This window comes from Rossellomorea sp. KS-H15a, from assembly GCF_024195245.1.
Lineage (GTDB): Bacteria > Bacillota > Bacilli > Bacillales > Bacillaceae_B > Rossellomorea > Rossellomorea vietnamensis.
Genome location: NZ_CP096886.1, coordinates 2,254,027 through 2,271,765 on the forward strand (window position 1 = coordinate 2,254,027; position 17,739 = coordinate 2,271,765).

Below are 17,739 nucleotides of genomic sequence, written 5' to 3' on the forward strand. Positions count from 1 at the left end.
AATCCTTTTTTTCTATTGCTTCCGTTTACTTCTTGAAGCAAGAAGATTGAAGTAACACAATAATCCAAACAGACACGAAATGATCAAAGCATGCATTAAGGCAATCGCCAGGTTCAGTCTTGTGAACACTACGAGTGCACCACTCATTACTTGAAGACAAACCAGGGTAAAGGTGATGATCCAGCCCCAGTAGATCACTTTCTGATGCTTATGCTCTTTAATAGCAATGTAAGTGATATAGGCAATCCATAAGAAGATGAAGCCTGCTGCTGCCCTGTGACCCATTTGGATCCATTCGTACAGGTTAGTGGGGAGACTTGGGGAGGAGTTGACACATAATGGCCAATCCTTGCACACCAGGCTGGACTCCGTATGCCTTACGAGGGCGCCGGTATAAACAACAAGATAACTATAAATCGTCACCCCGACCGTATGAAATCTCATCCGTCTGTCGATGACCAATGAATTCGCATCAAATTTCTGGTCGACTTCAAAAATCAGCAGTGTCAATAATAATATGGAAGCAAAAGAGATGAGGGAAATTCCGAAATGGATGGCCAGGACGAAATCCGATTGCCCCCATAATACAGCTGCAGCACCGATTAGTCCCTGCAATACAAGAAAGAAGAAAGAAAGGGCTGCAAGGAATTTTGTTTCCCGTTTATAACCGATTGACCTCCATGACCAGATCGATAAAGCCAGAACCAATAACCCCACACCGCCTGATACAACACGATGTGCTAATTCTATAACAAGCTCAAATGTAATATCACTTGGAATGAACTGTCCGTTACAAAGGGGCCAAGATCGCCCGCAGCCCATGCCGGATTCCGTCTTCGTCACCAGGGCTCCACCTAACAGCACGAATAACATACCCAGGGTAGTCAGAACGGCAAGCCACTTTAATCCTTTGTGAACACCTTTTTGCAATCTATTCACCTTCTTAATTAAAAGACTCTACACACTTTCTATAAATAAATATAGTAGAAAAATATATATGCCTCTACGATATTACATAATAGGTGTGAAAAACTCAACCGATAAAATGTTACAGAATTATGAGCATTTATCTAGGGAGAATAGTGAATAGTAGTAGTAGGGAAGGACTAATTTGCGTAAAAACAAAATCTGTAAGCGCTTAGCTGTGTTTTATGGTATGATGGGATTAAAATGTTTGTAGAAATATGAAGAAACTTCTGCGTCTTCCTTTCTTCACAATTTCTTCACATAATTGTCTAATTCTCCCCCAAAAAGGAAAAAATATATGGTTTAATATAATATTGATAGCATATATACTATTTCTTATCTGTGGATGTTTTTACAGATGAATATAGAAATAGTTAATCATTTCCTATATAGTATAGAGGTGGCAACAAACCTCTTGCCTTTTATAGAGAGGAGAGAGAAAATGTCTAACAGTCGAATCATGACAGACGTTGAAAAAGCAGATGTGACAGCTTCAACTGCTTGGAAGGATTTTTTAGCGCTCATTAAAATTGGGATCGTTAATTCCAATTTAATTACAACCTTTACAGGTATGTGGTTAGCCTTTTATTTTACGAATACACACTTTCTAAATTCCCTGGATATCATGTTTCTTACGTTGATAGGTTCTTCCCTGATTATTGCGGGGTCCTGCTCCATTAACAATGTATATGACCGGGACATCGATCATCTGATGGAAAGAACGAAGGAACGGCCAACCGTAACAGGCAAAATCAATGGACCAAAGGCATTGTCCCTTGGGTTAATCATGATTGCGGTCGGTCTGATCATGTTATTCATGACAACCGTCACTGCGGGTGTCATTGGGTTGATCGGGGTATTTAGTTACGTTGTATTATATACAATGTGGTCAAAAAGAAAATATGTAAGCAACACAATTGTTGGAAGTATCTCAGGTGCGGTTCCGCCGCTGATCGGCTGGGCAGCTGTAGATGCAAACCTCGATGTAGTCGCCTGGGTCCTGTTCCTGATGATGTTTATCTGGCAGCCTCCTCATTTCTACGCGTTAGCGATGAAAAGAGTGGAAGAATATAGAGCAGCTAGTATACCGATGCTTCCAGTAGTGAAAGGATTCGCTACAACGAAGCACCATATCGTAGCATGGGTTGCAGCCCTTTTACCCCTTCCTTTCTTCTTGATGGATCTCGGAATGTTCTTCTTTATTCTGGCAACGGCCTTTAACATCGGCTGGCTGGCACTTGGTCTGGCAGGGTATAAAATGAAAGACGATATTAAGTGGTCAAAGCTTATGTTTGTCTATTCATTAAATTACTTGACTATCTTGTTCGTAGCGATGGTCATCGTTACGGTACTTTAAGATTAGCGGGAATTCTTTCTGTTAAGAAATCCAAATAGATATTTTTATGGGTCCTTGTTTTATTCAAAGTACATTACATGAAAGAGGGGTTTGATTAAGCTATGAAAGCAAGGCTATCTAAGTGGCGCTTATTTTCAGTTGTAGCAATGTTAGCGCTAGTTCTATCTGGCTGTGGAGAGCCATTTCTCTCCACACTGCAGCCAGCTGGTGAAGTAGCACAGACACAATATGATTTGATGATACTTGCTACATTAATTATGGTATTGGTCATCATTGTAGTCATGGTTGTCTATATGGTTGCGATCGTTCGTTTCCGTAGAAAGAAAGGGGATACAAAAATCCCTAAGCAGGTAGAGGGGAGTCACACACTTGAAATTGTGTGGACCGTTATCCCGATCATCCTACTTCTTATCCTTGCTGTTCCGACTGTAACCGCAACGTTCCAGTTAGCGGATACAAAGGCGATGGATAAGAAGGATGCAGACGGAAATCGTGAGGCATTGGTCGTAAATGTACGTGCCAACCTTTACTGGTGGGAGTTCGAGTATCCTGATGAAAAGATCATTACATCTCAAGACTTAGTTGTCCCGACTGACCAGAAGGTATATTTCAATGTGACAGCTTCGGATGTAAAACACTCATTCTGGATTCCAGCAGCAGGAGGAAAGATTGATACAAACGTAGATGGTGTGAATAAATTCTTCCTTGAGTTTGACGGGAAAAAGGCCGAAGAAGCAGGCGGATTATTCTATGGTAAATGTGCCGAGTTATGTGGTCCTTCCCACGCTTTAATGGACTTTAAAGTTAAAGCGCTTCCTAAAGAAGAATTTACAGCATGGGTTGAAGATATGAAAAATGCAGGAGAACCGAAACCGACTTCTGATTTAGCCCAACAAGGACAAGAAATCTTCAACAAGAAATGCTTAAGCTGTCACGCGGTATCTCCACAGGATGGAAGACCTGAATCTGCTCGACTTGCTCCTAACTTATCCAATTTCGGTGAGCGTTCACGTATCGCTGGCGTGTTGGATCACAATAAAGAAGAGTTGAAAAATTGGATCTCAGATCCTGAGCAGTACAAACCAGGTAATAAAATGACAGGTACATATGGTAACCTGCAGGAAGATGAAATTGATGCACTTGCAGAGTATTTAATGGGCTTAAAGGTTCAAGATTAATTGGGGATTAGTAAAAGGGAGGTTTAATCGTGAGTAGCTATTCACAGAAAAAAGGCTTCGGCGCGACTGTATGGGACTACATGACAACAGTGGACCATAAAAAGATCGCCATCCTTTACCTAATGGCAGGGGGATTCTTCTTCCTTGTCGGTGGTTTAGAAGCTCTTATCATTCGTATACAACTTGCCGTTCCTAACAACGACTTTGTTAGCGCTGGTTTATACAACGAATTATTAACGATGCACGGTACGACGATGATATTCCTGGCTGCCATGCCGCTGATATTTGCATTTATGAATGCTGTTGTACCACTACAGATCGGTGCCCGTGACGTTGCGTTTCCTTTCGTAAACTCATTAGGGTTCTGGTTATTCTTCCTAGGGGGAGTATTCCTGAATCTTTCATGGTTCATGGGAGGGGCTCCAGATGCAGGATGGACATCTTATGCATCTCTTTCCCTGGCATCACCGGGTCATGGAATCGACTTCTATGTATTGGGGTTACAGATTGCCGGTGCGGGGACATTGATAGGTGGTATCAACTTCCTTGTAACGATCATTAATATGCGTGCTCCAGGAATGACATATATGCGTATGCCACTTTTCACCTGGACAGTATTTGTTACATCGGCACTTATCTTATTCGCATTTCCTGCCTTGACAGTAGGTTTGTTCTTAATGTTATTCGATCGTATGTTCGGAGCGAATTTCTTCGATGTAGCAAATGGAGGGAATACGATTATCTGGGAACACTTTTTCTGGATTTTCGGTCACCCTGAGGTATACATCCTTGTACTGCCTGCGTTCGGGATTTTCTCAGAGATCATTCCACACTTCTCTAGAAAACGCTTATTCGGTTACTCATCCATGGTATTTGCGACCGTGTTGATCGGTTTCCTAGGATTCATGGTTTGGGCCCACCACATGTTCACGGTTGGTTTAGGACCTATCGCGAATGCAATATTCGCGGTTGCTACAATGGCAATTGCCGTTCCGACGGGTATCAAGATCTTTAACTGGCTCCTTACTATGTGGGGAGGAAGTCTTAGATTCACAACTCCTATGCTATATGCTGTAGCATTCATCCCTACTTTCGTAGCGGGTGGGGTAACGGGAATCATGCTGGCTTCTGCCGCGGCAGATTACCAGTTCCATGATACGTATTTCGTTGTTGCCCACTTCCACTATGTTATCGTAGGTGGGGTAGTATTTGCTTTATTGGCAGGTACTCATTATTACTGGCCAAAAATGTTTGGAACCATGTTGAACGATTTCTTAGGAAAGATCGCGTTTTGGTTATTCTTTATCGGCTTCCATCTGACGTTCTTCATCCAGCATTTCCTTGGACTGATGGGAATGCCGCGACGTGTTTGGACATTCTTGCCTGGTCAAGGATTCGAAACGGCTAACTTAATCAGCTCCATCGGTGCAGGGTTCATGGGTGTAGCTGTAATCGTTTATGTCATCAATATCATTTCAACACAAGTTAAAGGTGTAAAAGTATCCAACGACCCTTGGGGAGACGGACGTACCATTGAATGGGCAATCCCGTCACCACCACCGTTCTATAACTTTAAACAAACACCTCTTATCCGTGGGTTGGACGCGTATTGGTTAGAGAAAATGGAAGGGAATAAAGGGTTGACTCCAGCTGAACCTATCGGTGATATCCATATGCCTAATAATTCCATTTTACCTTTCTTTATCTCACTGGGATTATTCATTGCGGCATTTGGTGCCATGTATCACGTAGATGATAAAGCATGGGCACTGCCTGTTCTCATCATCGGTATGCTTATCACATTGGGATCCATGTTCCTTCGTTCTGTTGTAGATGACCACGGTTATCATGTGCATAAAGAAGATTTAATGGATGACGATAAAGGGGGTAAGGCATAATGCAAGCTGAAGAAAAATTCACGCCAAAGACCTGGCCGGCCTCCCCTGAAAAGGCGACCCTTGAGGGGAAAAATAAATTTATGGGCTTCTGGTTTTTCCTTGGTGGAGAAACGGTCCTTTTCGGCTCTCTTTTTGCAACGTATTTAGCTCTTAAAAACAGAGTTCCTAGTGATAGCCATGCTCTCACTACTGATCTTTTTGATTTACCGCTTTCCTTTTTAGCAACGATGCTGCTTTTAACAAGCTCGCTGACAAGTGTCTATGCGATGTATCATATGAAAAACTTTAATTTCCAGAGGATGCAGGCCTGGTTATTGATCACTGTGCTTTTAGGTGCAGGCTTCCTTGGATTAGAGATTTATGAGTTTAATCATTACGTACACGAATATGGGCATACTTTTACTAGTAGTGCCTTTGGTTCAGCCTTTTACACACTTGTAGGATTCCACGGGGGGCACGTTGCATTCGGTCTTCTATGGATCGTCAGCTTGATGCTTCGCAATGCGAAACGTGGTTTGAATCTGTACAATGCTCCGAAGTTCTACTTAGCTTCACTATACTGGCACTTCATCGACGTTGTATGGGTATTTATCTTTACAGTAGTATACTTAATGGGAATGGTGGGATAAACTGATGGCGAATCAACAATCAACTTCAGGTAACCCAAGTGTAGATTACGAGTACCGTCGTAAGAAGAATGCAGAAGACATGAAAATGCAGTTAACATCCTTCATGTTAATGATTTTCTTAACATTGGTGGCATTTATCGCTGTAGCAGGGGATTTCGATAAGTACTTTGTTGTACCATTCATTCTCCTACTGGCAGTCGTTCAGCTGGTGTTTCAACTGTATTACTTCATGCATATGAGTCATAAGGGTCATGAAGCTCCTTCATTGTTCCTGTATTCTGGTGCACTTGTTGCATTTATCACAGTGTTAACATTTTTAACAATTGTATGGATCTAAAGAAAAGTCAGCCGTTTGGCTGGCTTTTTTTGTGCTTGTCGGGGCTGTTCAAGGCGCCTCTGCTTTTAGATTGTCCAGCTCCGCCTCCTTGTCCCTCGAGGTCATAAGCTAAATGGTCCAAGAAGGCAAAGAACGCCTTCCCGGCCCATTCATCTTATGCTTGTCGGGCCAACCCAGTCGGCTCCGCTTTTCGATTTGTTCAAGAACTTGTCATGACCTCGCATTGAAGTGGGGGAGGGTTGTCAGTATAATGGGGGTAGGTGTTAATTGTGAAATGAGGTGAGAAGATGCCTTTGGGTATTTTTGGATTTATGGCGTTATGGAGCCCGTTTTTTCTTCTGACGCTGGTGTTTATGACGGTACTCTATTTTTTGATTACGATAAAGTGGAGGGACAGCTTCAGGGATAGCAGGAAGCTGACTGGGAAGGAAGCAGCGTTTTTCCTTGTTTCGATGGTTTTATTATATGCCATCAAGGGTTCGCCTGTTGAGGTTCTGAGCGGGATATTGTTTTCTGCCCATATGACACAGATGGCCTTTTTATATCTTGTCTTTACTCCATTATTGATTTTGGGAATACCGGATTGGGTTTGGAAGGCAACGATTGAATTGCCGGTCGTGAAACAGATATTCAGCTTTATGACCAAGCCGCTGATTTCCTTATTGTCATTCAATCTGGTTTTTTCGATATACCATATCCCGTTAATTTTTGATAACGTACGGACGGATGTCACTCTACACGCTTTGACCACGTTTATATTATTCATTCTTGCCGTATTTATGTGGTGGCCACTGATTAATCCGGTAGATGAAGATATTGAATTAAGTGGTTTAAAACGAATCGGGTATATCTTGGGAAGCGCCGTGTTATTGACCCCGGCATGCGGATTGATCATCTTCGCCGAAAACCCGATGTATGCGACTTATTATGATCCAAACGAATGGCTTCAAGCGTTATCTCTATGTGTACCTGTGAATACACTAGAAGGGTTGACACTTACAGGTCCGGAATTATTCACGTCCATGTCGACTCTCAATGACCAACAGCTTGGGGGGGTCCTGATGAAGATTATTCAGGAAATCGTATTTGGAGTCGTGCTATTTAATCTGTTCTTCCAATGGTATAGAAAGGATCAGGAGCAGCAAGAGAAGCTTTCCTATGATCCGGTTGCTGATTCAACTCTGCCAGAACAATAAATTGCGTATACAGGGATATCCGGGAGTGTGGTTATTCCTGTATGTACATAGGTGCCTTGAAAATACCGGTTAGAATTTTTTAGAAAAGAGAGGAAACGAGATGGATTTACCTATTTTACCTACCATTAGCACGAGTTTCATCGTGTTAAGTGCTGTCACTGTAGCAATAGGATGGTGGCAGATTAAACAAAGAAAAATTGAACAACATCAGAAAACGATGACGCTTGCGGGGATCTTCGCCCTTATTTTTTTCGTTATTTACTTGAGCAGGACGATTTTTGTCGGGAACACATCATTTGGCGGTCCTGATGATATCAAGGTCTATTATACGATCTTTCTGGTCTTTCATATTACTCTCGCGACCACAGGCGCCGTATTTGGCATCTTAAGCCTTTGGACAGGGTATAAGGATCGCCTGAAAACCCATCGCAAGCTTGGTCCGATTACAAGCTTCATCTGGTTTTTTACGGCCATCACAGGGGTTGCGGTTTATCTTCTGCTTTACGTTTTCTACAAAGGTGGAGAGACAACGTCCGTTATTAGGGCTATACTGGGATATTAATAAAAACCGCTATGCGAAATAAGCATAGCGGTTTTTTGTATATAAAAAAGCAAATCCCGAGCAGCGGGATTTGCCCTTTTATACTTTGAAGTTGGTTTTAATGATTCCTGCTTCTTTAGCGGAGTTAAACACAATGAGAAGCAATGGGCCGATAATGAATCCCAATACCCCAAATAGCTTAAGGCCAAGGTACATGGCAATGAGCGTAGCAAGGGGGGACAATCCGATATGGCTTCCCATTACCTTCGGCTCTACTGTTCGTCTGATGATCAACAATATGGCGGCCAGCACCGCTAATTGGGTTCCGAGAGCGATGTTTCCAGTCAAGAGATGGAAGATTGCCCATGGGCCCAATACAACGATGGAACCGATCAGTGGAATGAAGTCAATCACCCAGATGATGATGGACATGACAATCGCCACATCAGGAGCTATGAAAAGAAGCCCGATCAAGGAAACGATAAAGATGATGATACTGACGAGAAATTGCGCCTTAAAGAATCCAAATATCACGTAGGTAAGTCTGGACGTCATAAAGGTTACTTTCTCAGCTGTTCTTTCTGTCAGATGACCATAAATGGATTTCTTGATCCTGGGCAGATCCAGCATGAATAGAAAAAGTGCGATTAAGTAGACAAGAAAACTTACCAGGTAATTCGGTATATACGACAAAAACACGCTGATTCTTTCTATGTTGAATGAATTCAGAATCTTTGTTTTACCACTCTCCAGAAAGCTCTGGACATCATCACTGAAGCTCTTGACCAATTCATCGGGAAGATCCTCGGTTGCATTCAACAATCGATCTTCATAATCCAGCCAGATATCGCTCAATTGATTAACGTATTTGGGTGCATCTTCAATAAGCTTAATTCCTTCTCCGACCACTTTAGTGGTGACGAAAAACGAGGTAACACTGATGAGGAGCAGAAACAGAATGAAGACGGAAAGGACTGCGAACCTCCGTTTTGTTGAAAAGCGTTTTTGGATGAAACCTACAGCAGGCTCAAGAAAAAGAGCGGTGATGATCGCAGTGATCAATGTTACGGAAACCGGCAGAATAAAAAATGCAATTAATGCTATCAGTAAGATGACCAAAGAGATCATCCATACTTTTTTAGTGAAAAACTTGGACAATGGTGTACCCCTTTCTAACAGGAACCTCTTCCTTTTATTATATTAGAGTCAGAGAAGAATGAACAGTGGGAAGAAAGTGAAATTTTGAAGGTTTTGTTTCCGTTTAGAACAGGGTGTAATGAAGTGCCTTTCGTACAAAAAGCCCATATAGAAAAGACTGTCCACAAGGCGGACAGTCTTTTCTATATGGGCTATTACCATGCAAAGTTCGTTGCATCTTTTTTCACATCAGCTAAGAGCTTTTCGCAAGAAGTGACAAGATGTTTAGGGAACTCTTCACCTTCGCCATATTCAACTCCGTGCGGGTAGTAATGTTTCCCGAGTAGAGGAGTCATTAATTGGATAACAGCATCATGCTTTCCGACATCCCCCTCGACTGCAAGGCCCTGGATCCGTAAATAGAAAATGCCTTCTCTAATTTCAAATTTACGGTCATAGGTTACACGCTCGTAATCCCATTGACCAGCACGGACCAATCCATGGGATTCCATGATTTCGTCCAATCGGTTTAAATCGACTTTTAAGCTTTCAAATTCAGTTGCTTCAAAACGCATAATATTTTCCTCCTATATTGGCTTGCATGAGAGTGACGGATACATTGCTATCCCCATGCTGTCCGTATCGTAGAAGCATTTATGTACATTGATACTAAATGCGGTATGTCTCATACTTAATAATAGTGGAAAAAACTTTATCTTGCAATGTCTTGAATCATTTGAATTGGGTGATTTTTAAAAAGGTGAATATCTTTCATGTTAAAGCCGGAAAATAGGAAATGAAATATTTTGAATAACAGGAGGGATAAGATGACTCAAATCAAGGATATCATGACGAAGGATGTAGAGACCTGTTCATTACTCGACAATGTATATGAGGTGGCTCTTAAAATGAAAGAATATAATATTGGTTCCATTCCCATTCTGGATGGAGAAAAAATAGTGGGAGTGATGACGGACCGGGATATAGTCCTCCGATGTATTGCTGAAAAGCATCCTGCTTCTTCTAAGGTAGAGGATATTATGAGTAAACACCTAATCACCGCTGGGCCGGAAACCTCAGTTGAGGAAGCTGCCCATATGATGGCCGAAAATCAGATCAGGAGGCTTCCTGTAGTTGAAGGGGAGAGATTGATCGGAATGATATCCTTAGGCGACCTCGCCATAAGGGAAACGTTAGGTAAAGAGGCGTATGCAGCACTGGAAAATATATCGGAACCTCACTTTAGTAATAAGCCACTTTAGTCAAAAGAAGATCCGGACGATCATTCGACATTCATTTATTGAAAATCGAATTCGTTCGGATTTTTGTTTTTGTAAAATTTTTTTGTGAAAAGATTGAAAGAGTACGTCAGTTTTAGTACGGGTAAAAATATGCTATTCTTTATGGTAGACACAATTTAATAATCCGATTAGTGTATACTATTCATAGTAACGTTGACCTATTTTTTCATGGGGAAAGAGAGGAGGGGAGATCCTGAAAACCGTTTTACGTGTTTTGATCATATTTGTCATTATTTTAATTATTGGTATTTATCAAGGTCAAAAGCAGGAAAACAAACCATTAAAGGGACCAGAAACCCAGACTCTTAAGGAAGACAAAGAGAACCAGGTGAATCAATCCATCGAGACACCAGGGGAAAGACCCGCTTCAGGCTTATCCACCTGGATAGGCAAAGATACCAAAATGGTAAAGGAATCATTTGGGGACCCGGAAAGAGTCGAACCCAGTCCGTACGGATATGATTGGTGGGTTTATCCGATTTCAACTAAACAATACATACAAATGGGTGTTGTGAATGATAAGGTGGTTACCTTATATGCCATCGGGAATCAGGTGGATGTGGCACCTTATAAGCTTGGACAGCGCCTGGAAGATATTTATCGTTTTACCATTGTCGAATCTGAAATCGTTGTGAACGATGATTCAGGAGCTTACCAATTTGAATTGAATGAAGAAGATTTGAATACACGCCTTCTCGTACCCCTCGGAAATATCTATGCTCAGCTTTATTTGGACAAAATCACAGGCCGACTGACGAGTATCCGATTTCTGGATAGCCGCACATTGATCGAGATGCATCCGTATGAAATGATGTATCGTGGTGAGCTCGCTGAGGAAACGGAACCGAGTGAAGACGAATGGGATAAAGTGAATACAGCAAGTGAACAGCAGATATTTGATATTACGAATGTAATCAGACATCAGTTTGATGAAGAAACTCTCGAGTGGGATGAGGAAACGGCGGAGGTAGCAAGGGGACATAGTAAAGAAATGTATGAAGAGGATTACTTCTCCCATGATTCACCTACTCTCGGGGATCTTACTCAGCGATTGGAACAAGGGGATGTACGTTTTAAGACAGCTGGGGAAAACATCGCATCGCAATATATGGATGCCCCGGAAGCTGTGCACGGCTGGCTCAATTCAGAAGGTCACAGGAAGATCCTGCTGGAGAAGAATTTCACCCATCTTGGCGTAGGTGTTTACAAACGATTTTACACCCAGAATTTCATAGAGAAAATGAATGAAGAAGAATAAAAAGGTGGATTCTCCAGAACGGAGAATCCACTTTTTTATTGATTCTTTTTGAAAATAAAAAAAGAACCGGTTGAGTGAGCTACGATTTTACCGTTAGAACTTACGACTTTACCGTCCACTACAATCGTTTTGCTTCCTTGATGAACGACTGTCGCATGGGCAGTGAGGCGTTCACCTACACCGGGTGCCAGGTAGTGGACATTTAAGTTTGTCGTCACTGCGCCATATCCTTCGGGAAGCATCATGTTTGCCAGGGTACCCATAGCAGTATCAACGAGGGTAGCGGTGACACCACCATGTACAATTTCAAGCGAGTTATATGTAACGGGAGAGATCGGTATGCTCACCTCTAAGTTCCCGTCTGTCATTTTTCTGTCCATGGCGAAGATCCCGCCGATGATTGATCCATTTTCACTGTTTTTCTTCCGCTGTATACCTTCGAGCAGCTGGTTCATAATCAGGAGATCTTCATCGGTAGCTCCTGTCATACATTCATTAAATAATTTTTTTACCTGTTCTCTCATGTTTAAACATCCTTTTAAAGTATTCACAGTCAGCACTGAACTGTTGGGACAACGAGTGGGCAATTACATGTAAATATTACTACAAAAAGGAATGTATCACCATTCTTTTCAGCTTTTCATAAAGTATAGTAGGTAGAAGCCTGTAATGGAGGTGTTCATATTATGGGGAAATCATTACACCCTAAAGTCAAAGAATTTAAAGGTTTTGTGAAAAAGCATCCAAAAATCATTAAGGATGTACGAAACGGCGATGCTAACTGGCAGGATCTCTTTGAAGACTGGTATTTGCTTGGGGAAGATGACACAAGGTGGGATAAATATAGGACAGAGTCAGAGAAAGAGAATGAAAAGACTTCGACCGATTCCGAAAGTAAAGGAGGGTGGATGGACCAGGTGGGAGAAATGGTGAAGAAAATGGACGCTAATCAATTGCAGCAGCATATCAACAGCTTAAGTGAAGCTCTTGGGACCGTTCAGGGAGTTCTCAGTCAATTTCAATCAGGTAACAATAGGGGATCCGGTACAGCGACCAAAACGGAAGCTCCATCCAAACCTTCCCATCCATTTTCTTTCCGGAAAGATTAGGGGGTAAAATATGAGATCGGACATCATTGAATATATTTACGGTAAAGAAGACCTGAAATTATTTCTAAGGGATCAACCCCAGTGGTATCGCACACTTTCCCGAAATCCAAATGAACTCGAGAAATTTGAAATCGCGTCCATCAATCATTTTGAAAAAACGATTCCACACAGGGTTCAAAAATTTTCGAATGGAGTACAGATGGCTTCCATGATGATCAGTATGTTTCAATCAATGAATAGTGCCGACAATTAAGGTGCTATTTTTTTTGTCGTCATTTGGACAAGCAATATTTGAGTAAAAAAGGGATCGATAGGGCAAGGCTATAGGTAAGGAGTGGTGTAAACGATGAAGAAAATGATGATGTTAGCCTTCGCTTTACTAGTATTAAGCGGTTGTAAGGAAAAGATGCCGGAACCGGAAAGCTTCTCGTTCGCTAATAAGGTGGAGGCGGCCAATCGAGAGCAAAAGCCTGTTTCCATCAAACATATGGTTCAGGGAAATCAAGTGTATATAGAGTGCATTGTGCCGGGTGTTACATTCACATCAGAAAAAAAGGGCGCCAAAAAAGGAAAAATCATTGTCAGATCCAATACAGGGAATTTATATAAAGAATATCACACGGCTGCCTTTGTCATTAAAGGTTTACCCAAAGGTGTGCACCTATTAAATGTTGAAATTGTAGGGAAAAACAACCAGTCATTTGGGATGAAGGAACAATTTTATGTGACCATTCAATAAGACGCCCGAGAACTTCACCGCCACATTTCGGCGGTGTTTTATTTTAGTCTTATGCCTTCGATTTTAAAATATCGAATTTGCCTATTCGCTTCCTTCCGTAAAACATGTTAAAATATCGTTACGGAGGTGGGCGTTATGCTTGCTACTATTGAAAGAATGGAAATATTGGATTCAGCTGACGAATTATCTCAGTGGATAGTAGAATCTGATGTGGCAGAGAATTATCGTAAGTCTTTATATAAACTGCGTAACAATTCTGAAACCCAGCGAAAGGTCCAAACCTTTTCACGGATGAAAGAGAGTTACGAAGAAGTACAACGCTTTGGCAGATACCATCCTGACTACAAAACCATCATGAAAGAAATCCGGGAAGTTAAGCGGGAGATGGATCTTGATGAGAATGTGGCAGAATTCCGCAGAGCCGAAAACGAGTTGCAGGATCTCCTTGATCAGGTGAGCCTTGTGATCGGACATTCCGTCTCTAAAAATGTGAAGGTTCCATCAGGAAATCCTTTCTTCTCAAGTGGGGGATCCTGTGGAGGCGGCTGCGGTTCAGGTGGAAGCTGCGGTTGTTCGGCGTGACAAAACAAATAAAAGAAAGAGCGGACTGAATATGTCTGCTCTTTCTTTTATTTCAAGGGGATTTCACCTATTGTTTTAACCGTACACAATCCACACAGAGATTCCCACAGCAAAACATTTTTTCCTGGGGAACAAAGAACCGGTGGCGATACACATATAAAAATTCTTTCTCCCTGAAAAAAATAGTATCAGAATGCAGTCTCTTTCCACGCATGGCTTTAGCCGACCATTTCTTGATGCAGTATTCAATTTCATTTTTCGGTTTCTTTGATCGAATATAGATGAATGGAATGCCGGCACTCCATTTTACTTGTGCTTCTTCAATTCCGTCCTCTTCTTTCAGGTGTTCAATGAAATAGTCCCAAATCACGCTCAAGTCCATGTATGCCCTCCGTTCTCTCGATATGCACTATTTACTTTACACTCCATTTAAGGAAAGATCATCCCATTACTTATTGCTTACCCACACGCTATTATGCTAGACTTAAAAAAAAGTGATTCCTAGAGGGGAAACTATATGTTAACAGAAAGACAAGGTTTAGTTGTTTGGTTACATAGCTTGAAGCATGCCAAGTCCCTTAGACGATTTGGAAATGTTCACTATGTATCGAAAAAAATGAAATATGTGGTACTGTATTGCAATCAGGACGAACTGGACTCGGTGATGGAAAGAATCTCTGCTTATTCATACGTGAAGAAAGTCGATCCTTCCTTTAAGCCATTTATCAAGTCCGTCTTTGAAAATTCACGTCCTGATAAAGCGAAGGAATATGATTACAAAATGGGATTTTAAGAATGGCTGCCAAAGAATATTATTTTGGCAGCTTTTTTCATTGGACTGTCAGATCAAGCTGTTTAAGTCGCGAGGCGCCGGTCATTGCAGAGGCAGAATATAATGATTCAATCTCAAAATGGCAATCAAATGCTGATAGTACAGTGCATTTTCCGGAAATAGAGTCGAGGGCTTAACATCCATTTGAATGATGACCCTGCCAAGCTTCTCGGCTGTCTCCTCAAATAGTGAGTAGCGCTGGTTCGGTGTAATATTAGGATTGGGAATTCCTTCACGGCATACATAAATGGCCTGGAATTTTCCTTGTTCCGTCGGTTTCATTACAATGGCCAAAGAAGTGACAGCGCGGTCCTTCACAATGGTATGGAATGCGAGCATATGTTGCAAACGTTCTTCATTCGCTTTCGCAAGCTCCAAAAGCTCATAAATATCTGAATAACCTTCTCCTAATTCAATAAAACGTTGAATCATTGTATTATTCCCCTTTTCTTACCAAGTTCATCAATTCCTTATTATTTCAAAACTGAAGACATAAGTAAAGACGCTATTTTAGACGCTCATGTTTTGCTTTAGAAGAAGCGAGTAGTGGTTGATTTCCGCTCCAGGTGCTCGCTTTCCGCGGGGCTGGCGGTGAGCCTCCTCAGGCTTAGCCTTCCGGGGTCTCACCTGTCCAGCATTTCCCGCAGGAGTCGAGCACCTTCCGCTCCAATCAACTATTAAAAAATGTTTTAAACAACTTGAATAAATGTCTATATTACTTCGAATTTTTTAAGGCTGAAGTGATTGTTTATAGTTGTAGAATTGTTAAAGTTAAATGCTCTTAATTCTTTAAAGAATTTTTAGAAGCATTTAGCTCTGTCACCAATAGCTTGATAAGAGAGTGTGGGGAACTGCGTAGACTCCTACGGAAAAAACGGGCGTGTCGAGACCCCGGAAGCGAATTGTGCTGAGGAGGCTCGGCCGAACGTCCGTGGAAAGCGAAGCAGTTCCCCTCACCCTGTAGCTCACACTCGTTGACAGAGCTACAGATCATAGGAAGTGAAAAAACAACAATTTTTGAAGGATTTCACAAATATGTACCACTATTATTCTTATTCTTCTGCTATTCTTTAAGTAGTAAACGGAGGTAATGGTATAGTATGAGACGATTTGTGTTCACTTTCGGTTTTTTGATGATCCTGGTTAGTTCCGGTATTCTCGTCTTCCAATGGATGGGGTTTACGACAGAGAGTGCGGGTGAGTCGGGTATTGTTGAGGTAAGTCAAGCCTATTCCATCATTCATAAAGGAGATACGTTTGATGTGACTGAGACGATTCATTTCCCATCGGGCATTCCTTCTGATCCACTCCTGATCAAATGGCCGGTGGGGGCAGGGAACTTTGCCTGTAATGATAATGAAGAAAACAATTGTTTGACGAAAGAAAACGGTGAATTTTATGTTAAGACCTTGAATCAGGATCCTCAGGAAATCACCATCACCTATTCATTAAAGCACTCGATGAAAGCTGACAGTGTACCTTTAAGAAATTGGTATCCTGTACTTTCCGGGGTTTCAACCCTCAAAACGGACATTGAGTTAACGGAAAAGAGCTTAAGGAACGGAAAATGGATTGGGGGGTATCCTTCATCCAACCATAAAAAGCTGGATTATATCGATTACTATTTTTTCAGTGGCAGAGGGGAACCTTCAGATTTAGTGTGGACAAAAGAATCGCTGAAAGAAAGCGGGTCGCGAGCAGTAAAGGCATTGACTGGGGAAGGGGATCCAGTCGATCTTGATCAGTTGGATTCATTCGAATCCGCTGACGGCTTTGTGACTGTTCTCATTTCAAAAAAAATTAAACCTTTTAAGTCCCCCCATCTCATCGTGTTGAATGATGCTTATGGAGAAGAAGTGAAAAGGATAAGGCAAAGCTTATTGTACCAAACACTGTCCTCAAGGGATGAAGATGCCTGGTTGAAGGAATTGGTTGTCAGTATCCTCCTCAATGAGCCTCCAAACGCTGCCAAACCGGCATGGGCATACAAGCAGTTAAAAGAAGGTCTGAGCCCCTCCGAGTGGGATGATCTTAGACACAGGGTAAGGAACCAAACCGTAGACCGTAACATGTTGGATGATACAGTCAGTAAGGTGACAGGGTTAAATTGTTCATTTTTTGCTGGCAGTGTGAAAGGAAATGAGCATCCTTTTCTTATTTTGAAGGCGAGCAAGCCGATAATAGTCAATCAAAAATCAATTCAGCTATCATACGTTTCTTATCAGCAAAAGGAATATGTTCAATTCCCTGAGGCAGTCGAGGCAATGGGGATCGAAATGAAAGAACTGCAGCCTGGCGTGTACTTCACTACAGTAGAGGGAAATACTTTAAGGTTTTATCTAAATGAAGATTATTTTATTTACAATGAAGAAAATTATGGATTACTGGGAAAGCCGGTTCAAACGATAGGGGATACCACCTATATGGATGTCCATTGGTTTGAAAAATTGTTCAATGCTGAAGTGAAGAACAAGAAAAATGCAATCGAAATCTTAAAGGAAACGTAAAAAGCCCTGCAGAACTTTCTGCAGGGTCCTTCTATATCCATCTCTGGAAAGAAGGCAAAGGGAGAGGAGAAACCGGAGGAAGAACTTATGGGGAATCGTAAGTCTTCTCCGCGGTTGGCAACAACATCAGTTAGGATGCTGTTACTCTCATTATCACCTATCAAAATGATTT

The 17,739-nt window shown here is 41.7% G+C and carries 21 protein-coding genes; 15 read left to right on the top strand and 6 right to left on the bottom strand.

All coding sequences use genetic code 11. From position 1 onward, the window contains the following. Positions 1–12: 12 nt before the first annotated feature. On the bottom strand, positions 13–873 hold the full coding sequence (locus M1J35_RS11550; RefSeq protein WP_254653741.1) for a COX15/CtaA family protein: 861 nt from the start codon (positions 871–873) through the stop codon (positions 13–15). A 535-nt stretch (positions 874–1,408) separates the two neighbouring features. Here M1J35_RS11550 and cyoE point away from each other — a divergent pair. From cyoE to M1J35_RS11585, 7 genes are all read left to right on the top strand, one after another. Next, on the top strand, positions 1,409–2,323 hold the full coding sequence (gene cyoE / locus M1J35_RS11555; RefSeq protein WP_034755961.1) for a heme o synthase: 915 nt from the start codon (positions 1,409–1,411) through the stop codon (positions 2,321–2,323). 101 nt (positions 2,324–2,424) lie between these two features. Further along, positions 2,425–3,501, top strand: coding sequence for a cytochrome c oxidase subunit II (coxB, locus tag M1J35_RS11560; protein WP_034755959.1), 1,077 nt, complete (start codon positions 2,425–2,427; stop codon positions 3,499–3,501). A gap of 29 nt (positions 3,502–3,530) precedes the next feature. Then, entirely contained in the window at positions 3,531–5,399 is a 1,869-nt protein-coding gene (gene ctaD / locus M1J35_RS11565) for a cytochrome c oxidase subunit I (RefSeq protein ID WP_034755956.1), read from the top strand. Next, positions 5,399–6,028, top strand: coding sequence for a cytochrome (ubi)quinol oxidase subunit III (locus M1J35_RS11570; RefSeq protein ID WP_061811140.1), 630 nt, complete (start codon positions 5,399–5,401; stop codon positions 6,026–6,028). The genes ctaD and M1J35_RS11570 overlap by 1 nt, the downstream gene beginning before the upstream one ends. Positions 6,029–6,032: 4 nt before the next feature. After that, positions 6,033–6,365, top strand: coding sequence for a cytochrome c oxidase subunit IVB (gene ctaF / locus M1J35_RS11575; RefSeq protein WP_034755952.1), 333 nt, complete (start codon positions 6,033–6,035; stop codon positions 6,363–6,365). A gap of 287 nt (positions 6,366–6,652) precedes the next feature. After that, positions 6,653–7,561, top strand: a complete 909-nt coding sequence (gene ctaG, locus M1J35_RS11580) for a cytochrome c oxidase assembly factor CtaG (protein ID WP_229595383.1) — start codon at positions 6,653–6,655, stop codon at positions 7,559–7,561. A gap of 100 nt (positions 7,562–7,661) precedes the next feature. Beyond that, entirely contained in the window at positions 7,662–8,123 is a 462-nt protein-coding gene (locus M1J35_RS11585; RefSeq protein WP_034755946.1) for a DUF420 domain-containing protein, read from the top strand. Between the two features lie 78 nt (positions 8,124–8,201). Here M1J35_RS11585 and ytvI read toward each other — a convergent pair whose 3' ends face one another. Together ytvI and M1J35_RS11595 are read right to left on the bottom strand one after the other, a co-directional pair. Then, positions 8,202–9,260: a sporulation integral membrane protein YtvI gene (gene ytvI / locus M1J35_RS11590; RefSeq protein WP_034755943.1), complete on the bottom strand. Its 1,059-nt coding sequence runs from the start codon at positions 9,258–9,260 to the stop codon at positions 8,202–8,204. A 194-nt stretch (positions 9,261–9,454) separates the two neighbouring features. Continuing rightward, complete coding sequence (locus tag M1J35_RS11595; protein WP_034755941.1) at positions 9,455–9,814, bottom strand: YugN family protein; 360 nt, start codon at positions 9,812–9,814, stop codon at positions 9,455–9,457. Between the two features lie 252 nt (positions 9,815–10,066). On the opposite strand from M1J35_RS11595, the gene M1J35_RS11600 reads away from it, so the two are divergent. After that, positions 10,067–10,501: a CBS domain-containing protein gene (locus M1J35_RS11600; protein WP_224520331.1), complete on the top strand. Its 435-nt coding sequence runs from the start codon at positions 10,067–10,069 to the stop codon at positions 10,499–10,501. Between the two features lie 253 nt (positions 10,502–10,754). Next, positions 10,755–11,798 (top strand): CAP domain-containing protein, encoded by a 1,044-nt coding sequence (locus M1J35_RS11605; protein WP_244886954.1) that lies wholly within the window; start codon positions 10,755–10,757, stop codon positions 11,796–11,798. A gap of 35 nt (positions 11,799–11,833) precedes the next feature. Here M1J35_RS11605 and M1J35_RS11610 read toward each other — a convergent pair whose 3' ends face one another. Next, positions 11,834–12,322: a PaaI family thioesterase gene (locus M1J35_RS11610; RefSeq protein ID WP_254651287.1), complete on the bottom strand. Its 489-nt coding sequence runs from the start codon at positions 12,320–12,322 to the stop codon at positions 11,834–11,836. A 162-nt stretch (positions 12,323–12,484) separates the two neighbouring features. Between M1J35_RS11610 and M1J35_RS11615 the strand changes: the two genes are divergently transcribed. The 4 genes from M1J35_RS11615 (at position 12,485) to M1J35_RS11630 (ending at position 14,228) form a co-directional block, all read left to right on the top strand. After that, positions 12,485–12,907: a YlbD family protein gene (locus M1J35_RS11615; protein WP_224520328.1), complete on the top strand. Its 423-nt coding sequence runs from the start codon at positions 12,485–12,487 to the stop codon at positions 12,905–12,907. A gap of 10 nt (positions 12,908–12,917) precedes the next feature. Next, positions 12,918–13,160 (top strand): YlbE-like family protein, encoded by a 243-nt coding sequence (locus tag M1J35_RS11620; RefSeq protein WP_224520327.1) that lies wholly within the window; start codon positions 12,918–12,920, stop codon positions 13,158–13,160. Between the two features lie 93 nt (positions 13,161–13,253). Beyond that, the gene (locus M1J35_RS11625) at positions 13,254–13,646 is read left to right on the top strand and encodes a hypothetical protein (RefSeq protein ID WP_051758155.1); all 393 of its coding nucleotides are present in this window, start codon (positions 13,254–13,256) and stop codon (positions 13,644–13,646) included. Between the two features lie 135 nt (positions 13,647–13,781). Next, positions 13,782–14,228: a YlbF/YmcA family competence regulator gene (locus tag M1J35_RS11630; protein WP_034755927.1), complete on the top strand. Its 447-nt coding sequence runs from the start codon at positions 13,782–13,784 to the stop codon at positions 14,226–14,228. A gap of 67 nt (positions 14,229–14,295) precedes the next feature. On the opposite strand, the gene M1J35_RS11635 is transcribed toward M1J35_RS11630, so the two are convergent. Beyond that, the gene (locus tag M1J35_RS11635; protein ID WP_224520325.1) at positions 14,296–14,610 is read right to left on the bottom strand and encodes a hypothetical protein; all 315 of its coding nucleotides are present in this window, start codon (positions 14,608–14,610) and stop codon (positions 14,296–14,298) included. Positions 14,611–14,745: 135 nt separating this feature from the next. Between M1J35_RS11635 and M1J35_RS11640 the strand changes: the two genes are divergently transcribed. After that, positions 14,746–15,021 (top strand): YlbG family protein, encoded by a 276-nt coding sequence (locus M1J35_RS11640; protein ID WP_224520324.1) that lies wholly within the window; start codon positions 14,746–14,748, stop codon positions 15,019–15,021. A gap of 81 nt (positions 15,022–15,102) precedes the next feature. Here M1J35_RS11640 and M1J35_RS11645 read toward each other — a convergent pair whose 3' ends face one another. Then, positions 15,103–15,492, bottom strand: coding sequence for a DUF7147 family protein (locus tag M1J35_RS11645; protein WP_224520323.1), 390 nt, complete (start codon positions 15,490–15,492; stop codon positions 15,103–15,105). 668 nt (positions 15,493–16,160) lie between these two features. Between M1J35_RS11645 and M1J35_RS11650 the strand changes: the two genes are divergently transcribed. Then, on the top strand, positions 16,161–17,567 hold the full coding sequence (locus tag M1J35_RS11650; RefSeq protein ID WP_254651288.1) for a hypothetical protein: 1,407 nt from the start codon (positions 16,161–16,163) through the stop codon (positions 17,565–17,567). Positions 17,568–17,739 lie beyond the last annotated feature (172 nt).

What these genes read in the sequence shown, in the direction of transcription:
- M1J35_RS11550 (WP_254653741.1), bottom strand. Translation starts at nt 873, where the DNA reads ATGTTATTCGTGCTGTTAGGTGGAGCCCTGGTGACGAAGACGGAATCC.
- cyoE (WP_034755961.1), top strand. Translation starts at nt 1,409, where the DNA reads ATGTCTAACAGTCGAATCATGACAGACGTTGAAAAAGCAGATGTGACA.
- coxB (WP_034755959.1), top strand. Translation starts at nt 2,425, where the DNA reads ATGAAAGCAAGGCTATCTAAGTGGCGCTTATTTTCAGTTGTAGCAATG.
- M1J35_RS11570 (WP_061811140.1), top strand. Translation starts at nt 5,399, where the DNA reads ATGCAAGCTGAAGAAAAATTCACGCCAAAGACCTGGCCGGCCTCCCCT.
- ctaF (WP_034755952.1), top strand. Translation starts at nt 6,033, where the DNA reads ATGGCGAATCAACAATCAACTTCAGGTAACCCAAGTGTAGATTACGAG.
- ctaG (WP_229595383.1), top strand. Translation starts at nt 6,653, where the DNA reads ATGCCTTTGGGTATTTTTGGATTTATGGCGTTATGGAGCCCGTTTTTT.
- M1J35_RS11585 (WP_034755946.1), top strand. Translation starts at nt 7,662, where the DNA reads ATGGATTTACCTATTTTACCTACCATTAGCACGAGTTTCATCGTGTTA.
- M1J35_RS11595 (WP_034755941.1), bottom strand. Translation starts at nt 9,814, where the DNA reads ATGCGTTTTGAAGCAACTGAATTTGAAAGCTTAAAAGTCGATTTAAAC.
- M1J35_RS11600 (WP_224520331.1), top strand. Translation starts at nt 10,067, where the DNA reads ATGACTCAAATCAAGGATATCATGACGAAGGATGTAGAGACCTGTTCA.
- M1J35_RS11610 (WP_254651287.1), bottom strand. Translation starts at nt 12,322, where the DNA reads ATGAGAGAACAGGTAAAAAAATTATTTAATGAATGTATGACAGGAGCT.
- M1J35_RS11615 (WP_224520328.1), top strand. Translation starts at nt 12,485, where the DNA reads ATGGGGAAATCATTACACCCTAAAGTCAAAGAATTTAAAGGTTTTGTG.
- M1J35_RS11620 (WP_224520327.1), top strand. Translation starts at nt 12,918, where the DNA reads ATGAGATCGGACATCATTGAATATATTTACGGTAAAGAAGACCTGAAA.
- M1J35_RS11625 (WP_051758155.1), top strand. Translation starts at nt 13,254, where the DNA reads ATGAAGAAAATGATGATGTTAGCCTTCGCTTTACTAGTATTAAGCGGT.
- M1J35_RS11630 (WP_034755927.1), top strand. Translation starts at nt 13,782, where the DNA reads ATGCTTGCTACTATTGAAAGAATGGAAATATTGGATTCAGCTGACGAA.
- M1J35_RS11635 (WP_224520325.1), bottom strand. Translation starts at nt 14,610, where the DNA reads ATGGACTTGAGCGTGATTTGGGACTATTTCATTGAACACCTGAAAGAA.
- M1J35_RS11640 (WP_224520324.1), top strand. Translation starts at nt 14,746, where the DNA reads ATGTTAACAGAAAGACAAGGTTTAGTTGTTTGGTTACATAGCTTGAAG.
- M1J35_RS11645 (WP_224520323.1), bottom strand. Translation starts at nt 15,492, where the DNA reads ATGATTCAACGTTTTATTGAATTAGGAGAAGGTTATTCAGATATTTAT.
- M1J35_RS11650 (WP_254651288.1), top strand. Translation starts at nt 16,161, where the DNA reads ATGAGACGATTTGTGTTCACTTTCGGTTTTTTGATGATCCTGGTTAGT.